Origin of the sequence: Micromonospora sp. B006, assembly GCF_003408515.1 — a bacterium.
Taxonomy (GTDB): Bacteria; Actinomycetota; Actinomycetes; order Mycobacteriales; family Micromonosporaceae; genus Micromonospora; species Micromonospora echinospora_A.
The window spans coordinates 3,189,865-3,207,296 of the sequence record NZ_CP030865.1 but is presented as its reverse complement, the minus strand read 5'-3'; the positions used below and the strand labels follow the sequence as shown (position 1 = coordinate 3,207,296).

Annotated in this window: 17 protein-coding genes; 16 read left to right on the top strand and 1 reads right to left on the bottom strand. The window is 71.9% G+C overall.

From position 1 onward, the window contains the following. The first annotated feature begins 375 nt into the window (after positions 1–375). The 7 genes from MicB006_RS15055 (at position 376) to MicB006_RS15025 (ending at position 6,310) form a co-directional block, all read left to right on the top strand. Positions 376–939 carry a dihydrofolate reductase family protein gene (locus MicB006_RS15055; RefSeq protein WP_116506896.1) on the top strand — a complete coding sequence of 188 codons (564 nt, stop codon included), beginning with the start codon at positions 376–378 and terminating at the stop codon, positions 937–939. 784 nt (positions 940–1,723) lie between these two features. Next, positions 1,724–2,026 (top strand): urease subunit gamma, encoded by a 303-nt coding sequence (locus MicB006_RS15050; RefSeq protein ID WP_091427589.1) that lies wholly within the window; start codon positions 1,724–1,726, stop codon positions 2,024–2,026. Then, positions 2,023–2,418 carry an urease subunit beta gene (locus MicB006_RS15045; RefSeq protein ID WP_116506894.1) on the top strand — a complete coding sequence of 132 codons (396 nt, stop codon included), beginning with the start codon at positions 2,023–2,025 and terminating at the stop codon, positions 2,416–2,418. Before MicB006_RS15050 ends, MicB006_RS15045 begins: the two co-directional genes overlap by 4 nt. Beyond that, positions 2,415–4,118, top strand: coding sequence for an urease subunit alpha (locus MicB006_RS15040; protein ID WP_116506885.1), 1,704 nt, complete (start codon positions 2,415–2,417; stop codon positions 4,116–4,118). Before MicB006_RS15045 ends, MicB006_RS15040 begins: the two co-directional genes overlap by 4 nt. After that, entirely contained in the window at positions 4,118–4,810 is a 693-nt protein-coding gene (locus MicB006_RS15035) for an urease accessory protein UreF (RefSeq protein WP_116506883.1), read from the top strand. The genes MicB006_RS15040 and MicB006_RS15035 overlap by 1 nt, the downstream gene beginning before the upstream one ends. After that, positions 4,800–5,570: an urease accessory protein UreG gene (ureG, locus tag MicB006_RS15030; RefSeq protein ID WP_116506881.1), complete on the top strand. Its 771-nt coding sequence runs from the start codon at positions 4,800–4,802 to the stop codon at positions 5,568–5,570. The genes MicB006_RS15035 and ureG overlap by 11 nt, the downstream gene beginning before the upstream one ends. After that, positions 5,570–6,310, top strand: a complete 741-nt coding sequence (locus tag MicB006_RS15025) for an urease accessory protein UreD (RefSeq protein ID WP_116506879.1) — start codon at positions 5,570–5,572, stop codon at positions 6,308–6,310. Before ureG ends, MicB006_RS15025 begins: the two co-directional genes overlap by 1 nt. Before the next feature lie 8 nt (positions 6,311–6,318). Here MicB006_RS15025 and MicB006_RS15020 read toward each other — a convergent pair whose 3' ends face one another. Continuing rightward, complete coding sequence (locus MicB006_RS15020; protein WP_116506877.1) at positions 6,319–6,783, bottom strand: MarR family winged helix-turn-helix transcriptional regulator; 465 nt, start codon at positions 6,781–6,783, stop codon at positions 6,319–6,321. 96 nt (positions 6,784–6,879) lie between these two features. Between MicB006_RS15020 and MicB006_RS15015 the strand changes: the two genes are divergently transcribed. The 9 genes from MicB006_RS15015 (at position 6,880) to MicB006_RS14970 (ending at position 17,332) form a co-directional block, all read left to right on the top strand. Then, on the top strand, positions 6,880–7,962 hold the full coding sequence (locus tag MicB006_RS15015; RefSeq protein WP_116506875.1) for a substrate-binding domain-containing protein: 1,083 nt from the start codon (positions 6,880–6,882) through the stop codon (positions 7,960–7,962). A 442-nt stretch (positions 7,963–8,404) separates the two neighbouring features. Beyond that, positions 8,405–9,610: an urea ABC transporter substrate-binding protein gene (urtA, locus tag MicB006_RS15010; protein ID WP_225980764.1), complete on the top strand. Its 1,206-nt coding sequence runs from the start codon at positions 8,405–8,407 to the stop codon at positions 9,608–9,610. Positions 9,611–9,686: 76 nt separating this feature from the next. After that, on the top strand, positions 9,687–10,574 hold the full coding sequence (gene urtB, locus MicB006_RS15005; protein ID WP_043329910.1) for an urea ABC transporter permease subunit UrtB: 888 nt from the start codon (positions 9,687–9,689) through the stop codon (positions 10,572–10,574). Further along, positions 10,571–11,755 (top strand): urea ABC transporter permease subunit UrtC, encoded by a 1,185-nt coding sequence (gene urtC / locus MicB006_RS15000; RefSeq protein WP_116506873.1) that lies wholly within the window; start codon positions 10,571–10,573, stop codon positions 11,753–11,755. Before urtB ends, urtC begins: the two co-directional genes overlap by 4 nt. Beyond that, positions 11,752–12,528 carry an urea ABC transporter ATP-binding protein UrtD gene (urtD, locus tag MicB006_RS14995; RefSeq protein WP_116506871.1) on the top strand — a complete coding sequence of 259 codons (777 nt, stop codon included), beginning with the start codon at positions 11,752–11,754 and terminating at the stop codon, positions 12,526–12,528. The genes urtC and urtD overlap by 4 nt, the downstream gene beginning before the upstream one ends. Continuing rightward, a complete protein-coding gene (gene urtE, locus MicB006_RS14990) occupies positions 12,528–13,220 on the top strand; it encodes an urea ABC transporter ATP-binding subunit UrtE (RefSeq protein ID WP_073827846.1) in 693 nt (230 codons plus the stop codon). The genes urtD and urtE overlap by 1 nt, the downstream gene beginning before the upstream one ends. Positions 13,221–13,402: 182 nt before the next feature. Continuing rightward, positions 13,403–14,470 (top strand): lytic polysaccharide monooxygenase, encoded by a 1,068-nt coding sequence (locus MicB006_RS14985; RefSeq protein ID WP_116506869.1) that lies wholly within the window; start codon positions 13,403–13,405, stop codon positions 14,468–14,470. Positions 14,471–14,616: 146 nt separating this feature from the next. Then, positions 14,617–15,201, top strand: coding sequence for a hypothetical protein (locus tag MicB006_RS14980; protein WP_116506867.1), 585 nt, complete (start codon positions 14,617–14,619; stop codon positions 15,199–15,201). A gap of 415 nt (positions 15,202–15,616) precedes the next feature. After that, positions 15,617–17,332 carry a tetratricopeptide repeat protein gene (locus tag MicB006_RS14970; RefSeq protein WP_225980763.1) on the top strand — a complete coding sequence of 572 codons (1,716 nt, stop codon included), beginning with the start codon at positions 15,617–15,619 and terminating at the stop codon, positions 17,330–17,332. Positions 17,333–17,432: the final 100 nt, after the last annotated feature.

The window sequence follows — 17,432 nt, the reverse complement described above, 5'->3', positions numbered from 1 at the left end:
TTTGAGAGAGGGCGGATTGATGGGCGAGGTGAAGCGTTCTGGGCGCTGCGATGGCGGTCGGTCCGAAGACCCACGTCTGCCACTCGCGATGAGCAATCGATGGAGGCGGACTGGCGCCCGGTTCGCGGCCGTGAGAGCGCGGCTGAACTTGTCTGGGTCGGTGTCGGCCGGAGGCGTCGGATTCGGGCAGGGGTGTTCGTAGTCAGTGTGCGGGCAGCCCACGAGGGTGCTGTCGCGGTCACAGGAGGTGATGGGTGATGCGACCTTGCGTGAAGGACGGCTCCTTCGTGGGCCGGGCTCTGTTCGCCGGCTCCAGGTGTTCACCACGCTGATCAGTGTCCAGGCTGTTGCGGTTGATCATCGAGAGGTTGGGGCGTGGCGAAGCTGATCTATGTGAATAACGTGTCGCTTGACGGCTACATGGAGGACGAACGCGGCGCGTTCGCCTGGTTGCCGATGGACGACGAGGTGTTCGTTGTCTACACCGACCTCCTGCGGTCCGTGGGGACGTTCCTCTACGGACGGCGACTGTACGAGGCGATGGCCGTATGGGAAACCGACGCCGCTCTGGCCGCGCAGTCCGACCTCATGGCCGACTTCGCAAGCGCCTGGCAGGCAGCGAGAAAGGTCGTGTACTCCACGACCCTCGCCGCCGTGTCGACCGCCGACACCCGACTCGAACGCCGCTTCGACCCCGCCGCGGTACGCGAACTGAAGGCCACGGCCAGCAGCGATCTCACCGTTGGAGGTGCACACCTCGCGGCGCAGGCTCTTGAGGCCGGGCTGGTCGACGAGTGCCAGCTGTTCGTCTGGCCCGTGGTCGTCGGCGGAGGTAAGCCGGGCCTGCCGTCCGGCATGCGCGTCGACCTCGAACTCCTCGATGAGCGCCGATTCCGAAACGGCGTCGTACACCTCCGCTACCGCCCTCTCGGGCAGTGAACGACGCCCCTGTCCGATCGCCAGCGCTTGCATGACGGCGCAGCGCTGACGGCTGATCCGACCGGATGAGGTCGACCATCACCAACTCCGGCTGCGTCACGTCGCAGTGTGCGGAGGCGTCACGCCGCGTCGGGACGGCGGTGGCGACAGCGAACCTCAGTCCGGGGAAGACGCTGCCCTGGATCCATCGACGTTGAGAGATCCTGGTCTCCGGGCTGGCCTCGACCGGCCGAGGTGGACTGCTGGTCAACCAACCTGATCCGGCGAGAAGCTGTCGTTGAACGTATTTGACACCTGCCAGGCGTGACCAAGCGCGCGGCCGACGTGACAGCAGCGTCACGTCGGCCGCGTTCTTCTACGCCCTGGCTGCCCCACACCCGGCGGTCATGTCCGGCGAAGTTGACGGCACCGAGCGCGACCGCGCGTGGTGTTCGGCCTGGACGGGTGCTGGTCTGCGCGTGGCGATTGGCGGGGCGTCCTGGCGTCGAGGCGGCTGTCCGATCCCGACCCCGGCACGGCTCGATCCCTCATGCCGAGCACACTGTTGCCCCCGCCGGTGGCGATCCTCTACCGTCTGCTCAAGCGGTGGGCGGTGCGGTCCGCATCCGACCGACACCGCCGGGTGCCCGTCGCGCGGGCCGGGATGGTGGAGTCCCGGGCCACCCCGTAGGCGGTGTCGCGGCGGTCGTGTGACTCCAGCTCGTACTCCGGGTGGTGCTGCCCGGCGTGGCTCCGCGCGGAGCCGACGGCGAGCGGGCCACGCCGATCCCCACCGGAGAATCCCGTGTTCCTCAGCCCGCACGAGCAGGACCGCCTGCTCGTCCACGTCGCGGCCGACGTCGCTCGCCGCCGTCGCGAGCGCGGCCTGCGACTCAACTATCCCGAAGCCGTCGCGATCATCGTCGCCTTCCTGCTCGAAGGGGCCCGCGACGGGCGGTCGGTGGTCGACCTCATGTCCGCCGGCCGGACGGTGCTCGGCCGCGAGGACGTCCAGGACGGCATCCCCGAGCTGCTGAGGGAGGTGCAGGTGGAGGCGACGTTCCCGGACGGTACCAAGCTCGTGACGGTGCACCACCCGATCCCGTGATCCCCGGGGAGATCCTGCCGGCGGCCGGCCCGGTCGAGATCAACGTGGGTCGGCCAGTGACCACAGTGGTCGTGGTCAACACCGCCGACCGTCCGGTGCAGGTCGGCTCGCACTACCACTTCGCCGAGGCCAATCCGGCCCTGATGTTCGACCGGGCCGTCGCCTGGGGTCAGCGTCTCGCCGTTCCGGCGGGTACCTCGGTCCGGTTCGAGCCGGGCGTGAGCCGCGACGTCGAGCTGGTCCCGCTCGGCGGCGCACGCGTCGTGCCCGGCCTGCGCGGCGAGTGCGCCGGGCCGCTGGACGAAGCGCCACCGACCGCGCCGGAAACAGACGCGCCGGAAACAGACGCGCCGACGAGCGGGACAACGACGACCGACGGGCCCGCGCGGTGAGCGCCGTGCGGCGGGACCGCTACATCGATTTGTACGGGCCGACCACCGGCGACCGCATCCGGCTCGCCGACACGAGCCTGCTGATCGAGGTGGAGACCGACCACTGCGTGGGCGGCGACGAGGCGGTCTTCGGCGGCGGGAAGGTGATCCGCGAGTCGATGGGCCAGTCGCGGGCGACCCGCGCCGAGGGCGCCCTCGACACCGTCATCACCGGCGCGGTGGTGCTCGACCACTGGGGCGTGGTCAAAGCCGACGTGGGCCTGCGTGACGGGCGGATCGTGGCGCTGGGCCGGGCCGGCAACCCGGACATCATGCCCGGCGTCCATCCCGAACTGGTCATCGGCCCGGCCACCGAGGTCATCGCCGGCAACGGCCGGATCCTCACGGCCGGCGCCGTCGACACGCATGTGCACTTCATCTGCCCGGAGATCGTCACCGAGGCGCTGGCCAGTGGCATCACCACACTCGTCGGCGGCGGCACCGGCCCCGCCGAGGGCACCCGGGCCACGACTGTCACCCCGAACGCCTGGCACCTGGCCCGCATGCACGAGGCGCTGGACACGCTGCCGGTCAACGTGCTGCTGCTCGGCAAGGGCAACACCGTCTCGCAGGAGGCGCTGTGGGAGCAGTTGCGCGCCGGCGCGGGCGGTTTCAAACTGCACGAGGACTGGGGCACCACACCGGCGGCGATCGACGCCTGCCTGCGGGTGGCGGACGCCTCCGGGGTGCAGGTGTCCATTCACACCGACACCCTCAACGAGGCCGGATTCGTGGCCGACACGCTGCGGGCGATCGCCGGCCGGGCCATCCACTCGTACCACACCGAGGGCGCGGGAGGCGGGCACGCGCCGGACATCATCACGGTGGCCGGCGAGCCCAACGTTCTGCCGTCGTCGACCAACCCGACCCGGCCGTACACCGCCAACACGCTCGCCGAGCACCTGGACATGCTGATGGTCTGCCACCATCTCAACCCGTCCGTGCCGGAGGACCTGGCCTTCGCCGAGAGCCGCATCCGACCGTCCACGATGGCCGCCGAGGACCTGCTGCACGACCTCGGCGCGATCTCCATCATCGGCTCCGACGCCCAGGCGATGGGCCGGGTGGGCGAGGTGATCCTGCGAACCTGGCAGAGCGCGCACGTCATGAAGGAGCGGGTCGGCGCGCTACCAGGCGACGGCGCGGCCGACAACCACCGGGCCCGCCGGTACGTGGCGAAGTACACCATCTGCGCGGCGATGGCGAACGGGCTGGACCGGGAGATCGGCTCGGTCGAGCCGGGCAAGCTGGCCGACCTGGTGCTGTGGGATCCGGCGTTCTTCGGGGTACGACCGAACCTGGTGCTCAAGGGCGGCATGATCGCGTACGCCCAGATGGGTGACGCCAACGCGTCCATTCCGACGCCGCAGCCGATGCTGCCGCGGCCGATGTTCGGGGCGTACGGCGCCGCGGCATCGGCCACCAGCCTGGCGTTCGTCGCGCCGGCCGCCCTCGACGCCGGGCTGCGCCTGGACGTGCGGCGACGGGTGGTGCCCGTCGCGGATGTGCGCTCGCGGGGCAAGGCCGACCTGCCGGAGAACGACGCGATGCCCCGGATCGAGGTGGACCCGGACACCTTCACGGTGCGGATCGACGGTCAGGTGGTGGAGCCGGACCCGGTGCCACGCCTGCCGATGGCCCAGCGGTACTTCCTGTTCTGATGGCGACGTCGAGCCTGCTCCTGCTGCTGGCCGACGGTCGCTTCCCGGCCGGCGCGCACGCCCACTCCGGCGGCCTGGAGGCCGCCGTCGCCGCCGGCCGGGTCACCGACCTGGCCACGTTGGAGGCGTTCCTGGCCGGTCGGCTGGCCACCGCCGGGCTGGTCGGTGCGGCGTTCGCGGCGGCGGCGCACCGGGCGGTGACCTCGGCCGGTTCCGCCGTACGCGGGTCCACGCTGGCGTTGCTCGACGCGGAGCTGGACGCCCGGACGGCGGCGCCGGCGCTGCGCACGGTGTCCCGTCGCCAGGGACGGGCTCTGCTGCGCGCGGGCCGCGCCATCTGGCCGGAGGCGTCCTTCGACGACCTGCCCTCCACACGTGGCGGAGCGCACCAGCCGTTGGTGCTCGGGCTGCTCTGCGCCGCAGCCGGCCTGAGCCGCGCCGAGACCGCCACGGTCGCCGTCCACGGGACGGTGACCGGTGCGGCCAGTGCGGCCGTACGCCTGCTCGGCCTCGACCCGTACCAGGTCCAGGCCCTGCTGGTCGGTCTCGCCTCCCGGTGCGACGGCACCGCCGCCGAGGCGGCCCGGGCCGCCGACGAACCACCCGAGCGGCTGCCCGCCGCGGCCGCTCCTCTTGCCGACATCCATGCCGAGGCTCATGCCACCTGGGAGGTGCGTCTCTTTGCGTCCTGACACCGTTGTGCCGACCGCTGCGCCCACTGCCGACCGGAATCCCGCCCCGCACGACGAGACCGTTCCGCACACCCACCCCGAACCGGGGGTGGACCCGCATCCGCCGCTGGCCCGAGCCGGCCGGGCGCTGCGCGTCGGCATCGGCGGGCCGGTCGGGTCCGGCAAGACCGCCCTGGTGGCGGCTCTGTGCCGGGCGTTCGCCGGGGAGCTGCGACTCGGCGTGGTCACCAACGACATCTACACGACCGAGGACGCCGACTTCCTCAAGCGGGCCGGCGTGCTGGACCCGGCCCGGATCCGCGCCGTGGAGACCGGTTGCTGCCCGCACACCGCCATCCGGGACGACATCGGGGCCAACCTCGACGCCGTGGACGAGTTGGCCGAGGCGGTCGGCCCGCTGGACCTGGTGCTGGTCGAGAGCGGCGGGGACAACCTGACCGCCACGTTCAGCCGGGGCCTGGTGGACCGGCAGATATTCGTGGTCGACGTGGCCGGCGGGGACAAGGTGCCGCGCAAGGGCGGACCCGGGGTGACGTCCGCCGACCTGCTCGTGATCAACAAGACCGACCTGGCCCCCATGGTGGGCGCGGACCTGGCCGTCATGGACCGGGACGCGCGGGCCCGGCGCGGCGACCTGCCGACCGTGTTCCTGTCGATCGTCGGCGACCCGGCGGCGGGGCGGGTCGCCGACTGGATCCGCCACGAACTGGCCCACCACGCGGCTCTGCACCCGGCCGCCGCGCGGGGCGGCCCGGCCTGATGCGCGCGTACGCCCGGCTGGTGGCCCGGGCCGACGGCCGGGGCGGCACGGTCCTCGCCGAGCTGCGCGGTGAGACGCCGCTGCTGCTGCGGCAGACGCCCGGCAGTGGCCGGGCCGTGACCGTGTACGTCGTCGGCGGTGCGGCCGGCCCGCTCGCCGGTGACGACCTGCGGCTGGAGATCGACGTGGGACCGGGGGCGGCGGTGCGAATACACACCGTCGCCGCCTCGGTCGCCCTGCCCGGCCGGCCCGGCGTCGTGTCGCGGATGGCGGTCCGCGCCGTGGTGCACGACGGCGGCGCACTGCACTGGCTGCCCGAGCAACTGGTCGCGGCGGCCGGCTGCGCCCACCTCGCCGAGTCCCGGGTCGAGCTGGCCGCCGGGGCGAGGCTGACCTGGCGCGACGAGGTGATCTGCGGCCGGTACGGCGAGGCGCCGGGCGGCGCGGTCGTCCACACCCGGGTCGACTACGACGGCCGGCCGCTGCTGCGCCAGTCGCTTGCCGTGGGGCCGGGCGCGCCCGGCTGGGCCGGCCCCGCGGTGCTCGGCGGCGCGCCGGCCACCGGGTCGCTGCTGGTGGTGGACCCGTCGCTTCCCCACGAGACCGCGACTGTCGAGGGCACCCTCGCCCGGCTGCCCCTGGCAGGTGGTCCGGCGACACTGTGGACAGCCACCGCTCCCGACGCGCACACGCTGCGCGCCCACCTCGAAGGCGACCCGCTGCTCACCGAGGTGGATTGAGGCGAGGGTCAACGGCGAAGGCCGGCCGCCTCGGCGTTGTCGCGGCGGCCCGCCGGGTCGAGGCGGGCGATCAGCTCGGCGAGGTGGTCGAGCAGGGCGGTGTCGGCCGGTACGCCCGCCTCGGCGAGGCTGGTGCGGACCCGCTCGTCGAGGCGGGCGTGCTCGCGGCGGCCCCGGGTGGTCAGGTAGGCCCGGATACGCCGGCGGTCCAGCGGGTCGATCCGCCGGAACACCAGGTTACGGTCGACGAGCTGGTCGACCAGCTTGGTGAGGGTCCCCGGCGGCAACGACGCCTCGGCGGACACCTCGCTCATCGGATGGCCCTGGCCGTCGGCGAGCAGGCAGAGCACCCGCCACGCCTCGGTGGTCAGGTCGTCGTCGGCCAGAACGGCGGCCAACCGGCGGGAGAGCAGCCGTTCGGCGCGGGTGAGCGAGCGCAGCAGATCGGCTGGCGCCCCGGGCACGTCTGACATGGAACTCCCTGGGCCGGTGGCCCTGTCATGGTAGCGACTCGTCCCGGTCCATGGAGAGCTATGGTTTTCCCACGTCGGCCGGGCAATCATGGGCTCATGTCCGCGCCGGCACCGCCGTGGCTCACAGTCGATCGGGCCGTGGTCAGCATCGCGCTGGTGTACCCGATGCGCGGGCCGGCGGGAATGTTCGGCCCGACCTGCGAACTCTGCGCCCAGCTCGCGGTCGAGGAGATCAACGCCGGTGGCGGGGTGCTGGGCCGCGAGGTGCGGCTGGTGCCGGTCGACGGTGGCGCCCCGCCGGCCGAGGTGGCCGCCCAGGTGGAGGCGCTGGTGTCGGTGGGCGCCGTGCAGGGCGTGACCGGTTGGCACATCTCCTCGGTGCGGCAGGCGCTCGCGCCCCGGGTCGCGCACCGCGTGCCGTACGTCTACACCGCCCTGTACGAGGGCGGTGAGCGTACCGAGGGGGTCTATCTGACCAGCGAGACGCCGGACGCGCAGCTGTGGCCCGCGATGCGGCTACTCGCGGGGGAGCAGGGTGTGCGCCGCTGGTTCGTGGTCGGCAACGACTACGTGTGGCCCCGGCGTACCGCGCGGGCGGCCCAGCGGTACGCGCTGCGCGGCGGTGGTCGTGTGGTGGGGCAGGCGTTCCTGCCGTTGGAGACGCACGACTTCGACGACGTGTTGCGCCGGATCGAGCACAGCGCGGCCGACGCCGTGGTGATGCTGCTCGTCGGCGCGGACGCGGTGCGGTTCAACAGGGCGTTCGCGCGTGCCGCGATGGACCAGCGCTGCCTGCGGCTGAGCACCCTGATGGACGAGAACATGCTGCTGGCCAGCGGGGCGGGCGCGACGCGGCGGCTCTACAGCACGGCGGGCTTCTTCGCCGGCCTCGTGACGCAGGAGAACCTCGACTTCCACGGCGAGTTCGCCCGCCGGTTCGGGGTGGAGGCGCCACCGCTGGGCAGCCTGGGGGAGTCCTGTTACGAGGGCGTGATGCTGCTGGCCGCCCTGATCGGGCAGGCCCGCACCCTCGACGTACGGGCGATCGAGACGGCTGCCGACACGGTGGCGTACCACGGGCCGCGCGGTCGGCTGCAGCTGCGTCGACGGCACGTGCGCCAGCGGATCTACCTCGCCGAGGCCGACGGTCTCGACTTCACAGTGCTCGCCCAGCTCTGACCGCCCGGTACAGACCCTTGACACGTCCACCCGGCGCGGCCATAAGATGCTTCCTGCGTGAAGTATCTACCCCTGAGGGCGGATACCACGGTCGTCTGTCCACCGTCGGCGGAATCTGTCCGCCGACCATTGTGGTGGCAATTCTTCACCGAATTAATCACGGCTGAAACCGTCTTACGTGCGACGGTGTCAGCCGTTGTGGCATGCGTTCTCTCCAGGTGTGCGGGAAACAGTCAATTAAGGACTGGGAAACGTCCGCGCAATCATGCCGGTCAACGCTTTGCGTGCCCGTAACCGATGCGATGACCACAGGCGACGTCCACCCGTCGACCTCGGCATCGCCAACTCCACCGGACCGCACCGACCGTCCTTTCGATACTTGAGTGCACCGCAGGGAGATTAGATGTCAGTTCTTTGGGGCCGCCGTATCCTGGCGGGTGCCATGACCCTCGTCGCCGCGGCGGCCATGACCGCGTGCGGCAGCAAGACCAGTGACGAGGGCGGCGCGGCCGGCGTCACCGCCGACGTCTCCGGCAACACCGTCAAGGTGGGCCTGCTCAACTCGCTCTCCGGCACCATGGCGATCAGCGAGGTCACCGTCCGCGACTCCATCATGCTCGCCGTCGAGGAGATCAACGCGGCCGGCGGCGTCCTCGGCAAGAAGATCCAGCCGGTCGGGGAGGACGGCGCCTCGGACTGGCCCACCTTCGCGGAGAAGGCCGAGAAGCTCATCTCCGAGGACCGGGTCGCCGCCGTTTTCGGGTGCTGGACGTCGGCCAGCCGCAAGGCGGTCAAGCCGGTGTTCGAGAAGAACAAGGCTCTGCTGTTCTACCCGGTGCAGTACGAGGGTCTGGAACAGTCGCCCTACATCTTCTACACGGGCGCGACGACCAACCAGCAGATCGTCCCCGGGCTCGACTACCTCAAGGCCCAGGGGACGAAGTCGGTCTACCTGGTCGGCAGCGACTACGTCTTCCCGCGGACGGCAAACAAAATCATCAAGGCGTACGCGGCGGCGAACGGGATGACAGTGGTCGGCGAGGATTACGCGCCGCTCGGGTCCACCGAATTCGGCACGATCGTCAACAAGGTCAAGTCGTCCGGCGCGAAGGCGGTCTTCAACACCCTCAACGGCGACAGCAACGTGGCGTTCTTCAAGGAGTACAAGTCGGCCGGGCTGACCGCCGCCGCGATGCCGGTGGTGTCGGTGTCCATCGCCGAGGAGGAGGTCAAGAGCATCGGCACCCAGTACCTGGAGGGTCAGCTGACCGCCTGGAACTACTACCAGACCACGCCCGGCGCGGCGAACGGCAAGTTCGTGGCCGCGTACAAGGCGAAGTACGGCGCGGACAAGCCGACGAGCGACCCGATGGAGGCCGCCTACGTCAGCGTCTACCTGTGGAAGGCGATGGTCGAGAAGGCCGGCGCGTTCGACGTCGAGAAGGTCCGCGGCGCCTCCGACGGAATCACCTTCGACGCGCCGGAGGGCCTGGTCACCGTCGACGGCAAGACCCAGCACATCGCCAAGACCGCCCGCATCGGCAAGGTCGGCGCGGACGGCCTGATCACCGAGGTGTGGAACTCCGGCAAGCCGATCGCGCCGGACCCGTACCTCAAGACCTATCCGTGGGCGAGCGGCCTGAGCTGACGACGCCGGCCCCGGGCGGGCACCGCGACGACGCGCCCCGCCCGGGTCCCCGACCAGCAGTACGGGAGTACCCACCGTGACAGTCCTCTTCGGTCAACTCTTCACCGGCATCAGCATCGGCGCGGTGCTGCTGCTCATCGCGCTCGGGCTGGCGCTGACCTTCGGCCAGATGAACGTCATCAACATGGCGCACGGCGAGTTCATCATGGCCGGCGCCTACACCACGTACGTGCTGCAACAGAGCATCACCGGCGCCGGCCTGTCGCTGCTGGTCGCGCTGCCGGTGGCGTTCGTGGTCGCCGGCACGATGGGGGTGCTGCTGGAGATCCTGCTGATCCGCCGGCTCTACGCCCGGCCCCTGGACACCCTGCTGGTCACCTGGGGCGTGTCCCTGATGCTGCAACAGCTCGCCCGGGACATCTTCGGCAGTCCGAACGTGCAGACCCGCGCGCCGGACCTGCTCACCGGCAACGTGGCGGTGCCCGGCGGGCTGACGGTCGCCAACAACCGGCTGTTCATCCTGGCCCTCGCCCTGGCCGCCGTCGCCGCCCTCACCCTGGCGCTGCGGTTCACCCCGTTGGGGCGCCGGATCCGCGCGGTCGTGCAGAACCGCGACCTCGCCGCGGTGTCCGGCATCCCCACCGCCCGGGTCGACCGGACGACCTTCTTTCTCGGCTCGGGCCTGGCCGGGCTCGCCGGGGTGGCGCTCACCCTCCTCGGCCCGATCGGCCCGACCATGGGCACCAACCTGATCATCGACGCCTTCCTGGTCGTCGTGGTCGGCGGGATCGGTCAGCTCAAGGGCAGCGTGATCGTCGCCTTCGCCCTCGGGGTCCTCCAGGCCACCGGGGAGTACCTCACGACCCTCAGCGTCGCCAAGGTGATCGTCTTCGTGGCGATCGTCGCGTTCCTCCAGTGGCGGCCACAGGGCCTGTTCACCCTGCGGACCAGGAGCCTCGCATGACCGCCGTGACACCCGCGCCGCCGAGCACCGCCGGCGCACCGGCCCCGGCCGACATCGCGCCTCCGGGCCGGTCCGGCGACCGGTCCCGGCTGCGCACGGCGGCCGGGTTCGCGTTCGGCGCGGCGCTGCTGTTCGCCGTCGCGCCGCTGGCGCTGTCGGACTTCCGGCTGGCGCTGCTCGCCAAGTACCTCTGCGTCGCCATGGTGGCCGTCGGCATCGGCATCGCCTGGGGGCGCGGCGGCATGCTCACCCTCGGCCAGGGCGTCTTCTTCGGCCTGGGCGGCTACGCGATGGCCATGCACCTCAAGCTCGCCGACGCGGGTCCCGGTGGGATGCCCGACTTCATGCAGCTGTACGGGCAGCTCGACGAACTACCAGTCTGGTGGCGGCCGTTCGCCAGCCCGTGGTTCGCGCTGCCGGCCACGGTTCTGCTGCCGATGGCCGTCGCCTTCGGGCTCGGCTCGCTGGTGTTCCGCCGTCGTGTGCGGGGAGCGTACTTCGCCATCCTCAGCCAGGCTTTCGCCGCCGCCATGGTGATCCTGTTGATCGGCCAGCAGGGGACCACGGGCGGCACCAACGGGCTCACCGACATCCAGGGCTTCTTCGGTTACGACCTGGACGACCCGGTCAACCAGCGGATGGTCTACTTCATCATCGCCGGCGTCCTGCTCGGGCTGCTCGCGCTGGCCCGCCAGCTCATCCACAGCCGCTACGGGGAACTGCTGGTGGCGGTGCGTGACAGCGAGGAGCGGGTCCGTTTCCTCGGCTACGACCCGGCGTCGGTGAAGCTCGTCGCCTATGTGGTGGCGGCGGGTATGGCGGGCCTCGCCGGCGCGCTGTTCGTGCCGGCGGTGGGCATCATCTCGCCCGCACTCATCGGCATCGTCCCGTCGATCGAGTTCGTCATCGGTGTGGCGGTGGGCGGCCGGGCCACGCTGCTCGGGCCGGTGCTCGGCGCGGTGGCGGTCGCCTGGGCGCGTACCGCCCTGTCCGAACGTTTCCCGGGCACCTGGACGTACCTGCAGGGTCTGCTCTTCGTGGTGGTGGTGGCGTTCCTTCCCGGCGGCCTGGCGTCGCTGTGGGCGCTGGCGCGCCGCCGCGACGCCGGCCCGGAGCGGAGCCGGCGCGGCTGGCCGGCGCTGGGCCGACGACGTGCCGAGCGGGCGGAGGCGCACCGATGAGCGACGACCGGCTGGACGGGCTGTCCGTCCGTGACGTGCGGGTCAGCTTCGACGGCTTCACCGCCGTCGACGGCGTCTCGCTGGAGGTGCCCGCCGGTGACATCCGGTTCCTGATCGGGCCGAACGGCGCCGGCAAGACCACCCTGGTCGACGCGATCACCGGTCTGGTGCGGGCCACCGGCTCGGTGCGCTTCGGCGACCAGGAGCTGCTGGGTCGCCCGGTGCACCGGATCAGCCGGCTCGGCGTCGGCCGGACGTTCCAGACGTCGACGATCTTCGAGGAGCTGTCGGTCGTGCAGAACCTCGACATCGCCGCGGGCGCCCGCCGGAGCTGGGCCACCCTCGCCCGGCGTCGGCGGGGGATCCCCGACGAGGTGGCCGCCGCGCTGGAGACCATCGGGCTGACCGGCCGGGCCGACCAGCTCGCCGGCACGCTCGCGCACGGCCAGAAGCAGTGGTTGGAGATCGGCATGCTGCTGGTGCAGGACGCGCGGCTGCTGCTGCTCGACGAGCCGGTCGCCGGGATGAGCCACGAGGAGCGCGACGCCACGGGCGCCCTGCTGGCGACGGTGAGCCGGGATCGCACGGTGGTGGTGATCGAGCACGACATGGACTTCCTGCGTCGCTTCGCGCGCAGCGTCACAGTGCTGCACGCGGGGAAGGTGCTCAGCGAGGGCACTGTGGCGCAGGTCCAGGCGGACCCGCGCGTGCAGGAGGTCTACCTCGGCCATCCGGTCGACGCCGGGTCGGTCCCCAGCGGTCTGGAGGCATGATGCTGACCCTGAGTGGGGTGCACGCCGGATACGGACGTTCCCGGGTGCTGCACGGCGTGGACCTCGCCGTCCCGCCCGACGGGGTGGCCGCGGTGCTCGGGCACAACGGCGCCGGTAAGAGCACCCTGCTGCGGGTCGCGGCGGGCCTGCTGCGCCCGACCGCCGGCACCGTCGAGCTGGACGGCGAGGACGTCACCCGTCTCGCGCCGCACGAGCGGGTGGCGCGCGGCATGGCGTACGTCCCGCAGGGCCAGCAGTGCTTCCCGCACCTGACGGCGGCGGAGAACCTGCGCCTCGTCGCCGACGCCCGGCGCGACGGCGCGGTGGCGACGGCGGAGGTGCTGGACCTGTTCCCGGCGCTGCGTCCGCTGCTGCGGCGGCGGGCCGGGCTGCTCTCCGGTGGTCAGCGTCAGCAACTCGCCATCGCCCGCGCGTTGATCACCCGGCCGCGGCTGCTCATGCTCGACGAGCCGACCGAGGGCATCCAGCCGTCGGTGGTCGCCGAGATCCAGGAGCGGATCGTCGAGTTGACCCGGCAGTCCGGCTTCAGCGTGCTGCTCGTCGAGCAGCACCTCGGGTTCGCGCTGCGGGTGGCGAACCGTTACCACGTCCTCGAATCCGGCCGGGTCACCTCGCACGGCGACGGGGGAGTGACGGCGGAGCGGGAGGTGCGCGCCGCCCTCGCGGTCTGATCCGGCCCGGATCCGATTTACATTGACGGCTGTCTCTACTAAGATCGTGGCCGGGAGTCGCCAAGCGCTGCAGGGCAGCAGTGCCGTCCGCCCCTGGGACGGCTTGAATCGATCGGCGTCACCTTCTCCGGGGTGGGCACCCAGCGAGGGCCACTGGGCGCCGGCGCATCCACTGGAGCATCATGAAAATCTCACGGACAGCACGCCGTCTGGGACTGGGCGCGGTCGTAGGTCTCCTCGCCTCGTTCACGATGGTCGTGGTCAACCAGGCCGGTCCGGCCTCGGCGCACGGATCGGTCACCAACCCGCCGTCACGCAACTACGGATGTTACGAGCGCTGGGGTTCCGACCACCTCAACCCCGCGATGGCCCAGAGCGACCCGATGTGCTGGCAGGCGTGGCAGGCCAACCCGAACACCATGTGGAACTGGAACGGCCTGTACCGCGAGAACGTCGGCGGCAACCACCAGGCCGCCGTGCCGGACGGACAGCTGTGCAGCGGCGGTCGCACCCAGAATGGCCTGTACGCCTCGCTCGACGCGGTCGGCGCGTGGACGGCGAAGCCGATGCCGAACAACTTCACGCTGACGCTGACCGACGGCGCCAAGCACGGCGCCGACTACATGTTGATCTACATCACCAAGCAGGGGTTCGACCCGACCACCCAACCCCTCACCTGGAACAGCCTCGAGCTGGTGCTGCGTACCGGCAGCTACCCGACCACAGGGCTCTACGAGGCGCAGGTGAACGCGGGCAACCGCACCGGGCGGCACGTCGTCTACACCATCTGGCAGGCGTCCCACCTCGACCAGCCGTACTACCTCTGCAGTGACGTGATCTTCGGCGGTGGCGGCACCCCGCCGCCGACGACCCCGCCGCCCACCACGCCGCCGCCCACCACCCCGCCGCCGACGACTCCGCCGCCCACCACGCCGCCGCCGGCCGGCAACGGTGCCTGCACCGCCACCTACCGCAAGAGCAGCGAGTGGTCCGGTGGCTTCGGCGCCGAGGTCACCGTCAAGGCCGGCAACGCCGCCATCTCCGGATGGACGGTGGCGTGGACCTGGCCCAACGGCCAGAGCATCACCAACGCCTGGAACGCGACGGTCACCTCGAGCGGTTCGTCGGTCTCCGCATCGAACGTCGCTTACAACGGTTCCCTGAGCGCCAACGCCAGCACCAGCTTCGGCTTCAACGCCTCCTGGAACGGCACCAACTCCGCACCCACCCTCACCTGCACCGCCCGGTAACAGCATCTGTGGTGGGGTGGCGCGGCACGCGCCACCCCACCGCCTGCAAGGCCCTGCGCCGGGGGTGACAGTGCGGACGAACCCAACCGAGATCCGTCCGCTGCCCTCCGCCACCATCAGGAACCGCGACGAGGTGAGGAACGACCATGTTTTCCCGGGTAGGCGTCAGCGGCTGGTACCGAAGCGTCTTCGTGTGGATCGAGGTGTGCCTGCTTGCTACGTCGATCGGTGTGGCTGCCCTGGTCACCTCGACCACCCCGAGGACGGACCCGGCAGTTCTCCGCCAAGAGATCCTGACCCGGATGCGTACGACCCTCGAGCAGGCGGACCCGAAAGATCATCAGCACGCCGGGCACACCGTCCCAGAGGCGCCAGCCGGAGAGCAGGCCGCGCCGACGATCGTCTGCGGAGTCCATGTCTACGGCTACGAGCCCGCCGGGGCCGCCACACTGGCCGACGTCCAGACGGTCTACGGCTTCCACCTTTGCGGCGTCGCCGAACAGAAGCGCCATTGGGACGGAGCGGTCAAACTCGTCGGTCCGTTGATCATGGACATGACCACCGAACCTCCCGGCATCAAGGTGGTCGAGGCGACCGCCGACGTCAGATTCGTCGACCGGCTACGCGAGATGTTCCCCGACAAGTACGAGGAACTGGCACTCAGGGAAGCGTTGCCCGCATCGGAGATGGCCGACCTGCGGCGCCGGTACGACGCCGCCGCCGGCCTCTGACCACGCCGAGCGGCCGACACACGCTGCCCTGCCATCCGCGCCGTCGGCGAGCATCCGACGGCCGTCCCGTTCCGACATGAGAGGCCGGGTCAGTGGCTCATCGCGCCCGCGTCTGCCGGGAGGCTACGCCTCAATGGTGTTGCTCGCTCTCGTTCCGCCGCTGTGGCACCGGGTGATGAACCCACGGGTTCTGGCGCACTACGGCGGCGACCTGAGCACCCTTCTTATTTACATCGACGGAGATTACGCTCTGGGCCAGTCCTGAGGTGGACCACATCGGAGGTTCCTATGAGGAGAATGACCGTCCGTCGCACGTCTGCGCTCCGCCTGGTGTCCGGCGCACGCCGGCTGTGGATCGAGTGGTGCTGGTAACTGCCGGTCCGGCGGGCGCTCCCGGGCGCCCGCCCCTGCGGCGGTGGGCCCTGCGGTGACCGGCGGGCCGGAGCGCTACGACTGCCACCGCGACCATGGTCCGTACGCGGGGGTCTCGGCCTTCCTCGGCCGGGTCGCCGCCGACCGCCCTCGCCTGGCGGCCCGGCACGCGGTCGAACTGCGCGCGATCGCGCCCCAACTCGATCCGGCGGCCCGGCCGGCCGCCGAGGAGGAGCCGATCCGTTTCCACCCCGCCCGCCGTACCGCCTGCCTGGCCTACGGCGCGGCGGAGCTGGTGGCGGCCTGGGCCGGCACGCTCCGGCGGCCCGTGACCGTCCGGTTCGATCACGTCGCCAGCGCCGACGAGACGACCACCGAGCTGCTGGACGCGCTGGCCCGCCGGCTCGGGCCGGCCCCGGTCCGCCTCGACCTACGCGACGAAGGGGCCCCGGCCCCGGCACCCGACGAGCGCACCCCGCAGGCGCTGCGGCGGGCCCTGGGCGACAGCCTGGCCCGCGGCTACTACCACCACGCGGACCGGGTCGCCCGGCGCGGGCGGGCGACGGTCACTCCGGACGGCGACCTGCGGCACTGGTGGGCGTTCACCACCGGCCTGGCGACCGCCCTGGCGGCCCTGAACCGGGCCCCCGAGGCGCTCGACCTCTACGACGAGGCGCGGGCCGTCACCGACGACCCGAAGATCACTATGTCGGCGGCGTACGCCACCGCCATGCTGCACGCCCGGCACTTGCCGGCCGCCGACCAGGACCCGGCGCAGGCCCGGCACTGGCTGGAGCGGGCGCTGCGGCTTGCCGCCGAGCTGGCCGACCCACGCCAGCGGTTGCTGTCGACGGTCTTCTACGAGCAGGGTCTGGCGCTGTTGGACAGCCGGGCAGGCCGGCCCGACCGCGCGCTGCGGCTCGTCGACGACGGCCTGGCCCGGCTGACGGCTGCGCTCGGCCCCGGCGAACGCCGGCAGGACCTGGCCCGGCTGCGCCACAACCGGGCGCAGGTTCACCTCGCGCTGGGCGACCCGGCGCGGGCGCTGGCCGACCTGAACACCGTGATCGCCCACGACCCGGACAACTGCGAGTACTACGTGGACCGCGCCGCCCTCTACCGGGCGGCGGGCCGGACCCGGGCCGCGATCAGGGATTACGACGCCGCCATCCGGCTGGGACCGCACCTGCCCGAGGCGTACTACAACCGGGCCGTGCTCCACCACGAGCGGGGCCGCCTTGAACGGGCGCGCGCCGACCTGGAGCGGGTGCTCGCCATCGCTCCCGGGCACCTCGACGCCCGGATCGCCCTGGTCAACCTGCACGTGGAGCGCGGCGCGCTCGACGCCGCCGAGGCCGGCGCACGGGCCGGGCTGGCCGGCGCTCCGCACGAGCCCGCGCTGCTGTGCACCCTGGGCCTGGTTCTCGCCGAGCGCGGCCGGCCCGCCGAGGCCGACGAACTGCTCACCCGGGCCCTGAGCGGAGACCCCGAGCTGGTGGAGGCGTGGACGAACCGGGCCGCCGCCCGGTTCGAGCGAGGCGACGTGGCCGCCGCGCTCGCCGACCTGGACCGGGCGGTGGCGCTGTCGGAGGCCCCCGTGCCGCGCTACAACCGGGGCACGGCCCTGGCCCGGCTGGGCCGGTGGGACGAGGCGGCCCGTGACTTCGCCCGGGCGCTCGCCCAGCCCGGCCTGGACCGGGCCCTGCGCCGGGATCTGCGCGCGGAACTCGCCCGCTGTCGCCGGGCGCTGGCCGCCTGACCCGGCCGGCATAGCCCGGGAGACTGCCGAAGACGCGCGGATCGCTACTGCCGCTCTGGCCCGGCCCATGATCGCCGCCGGTCGTCACCTGCCGTCGCCG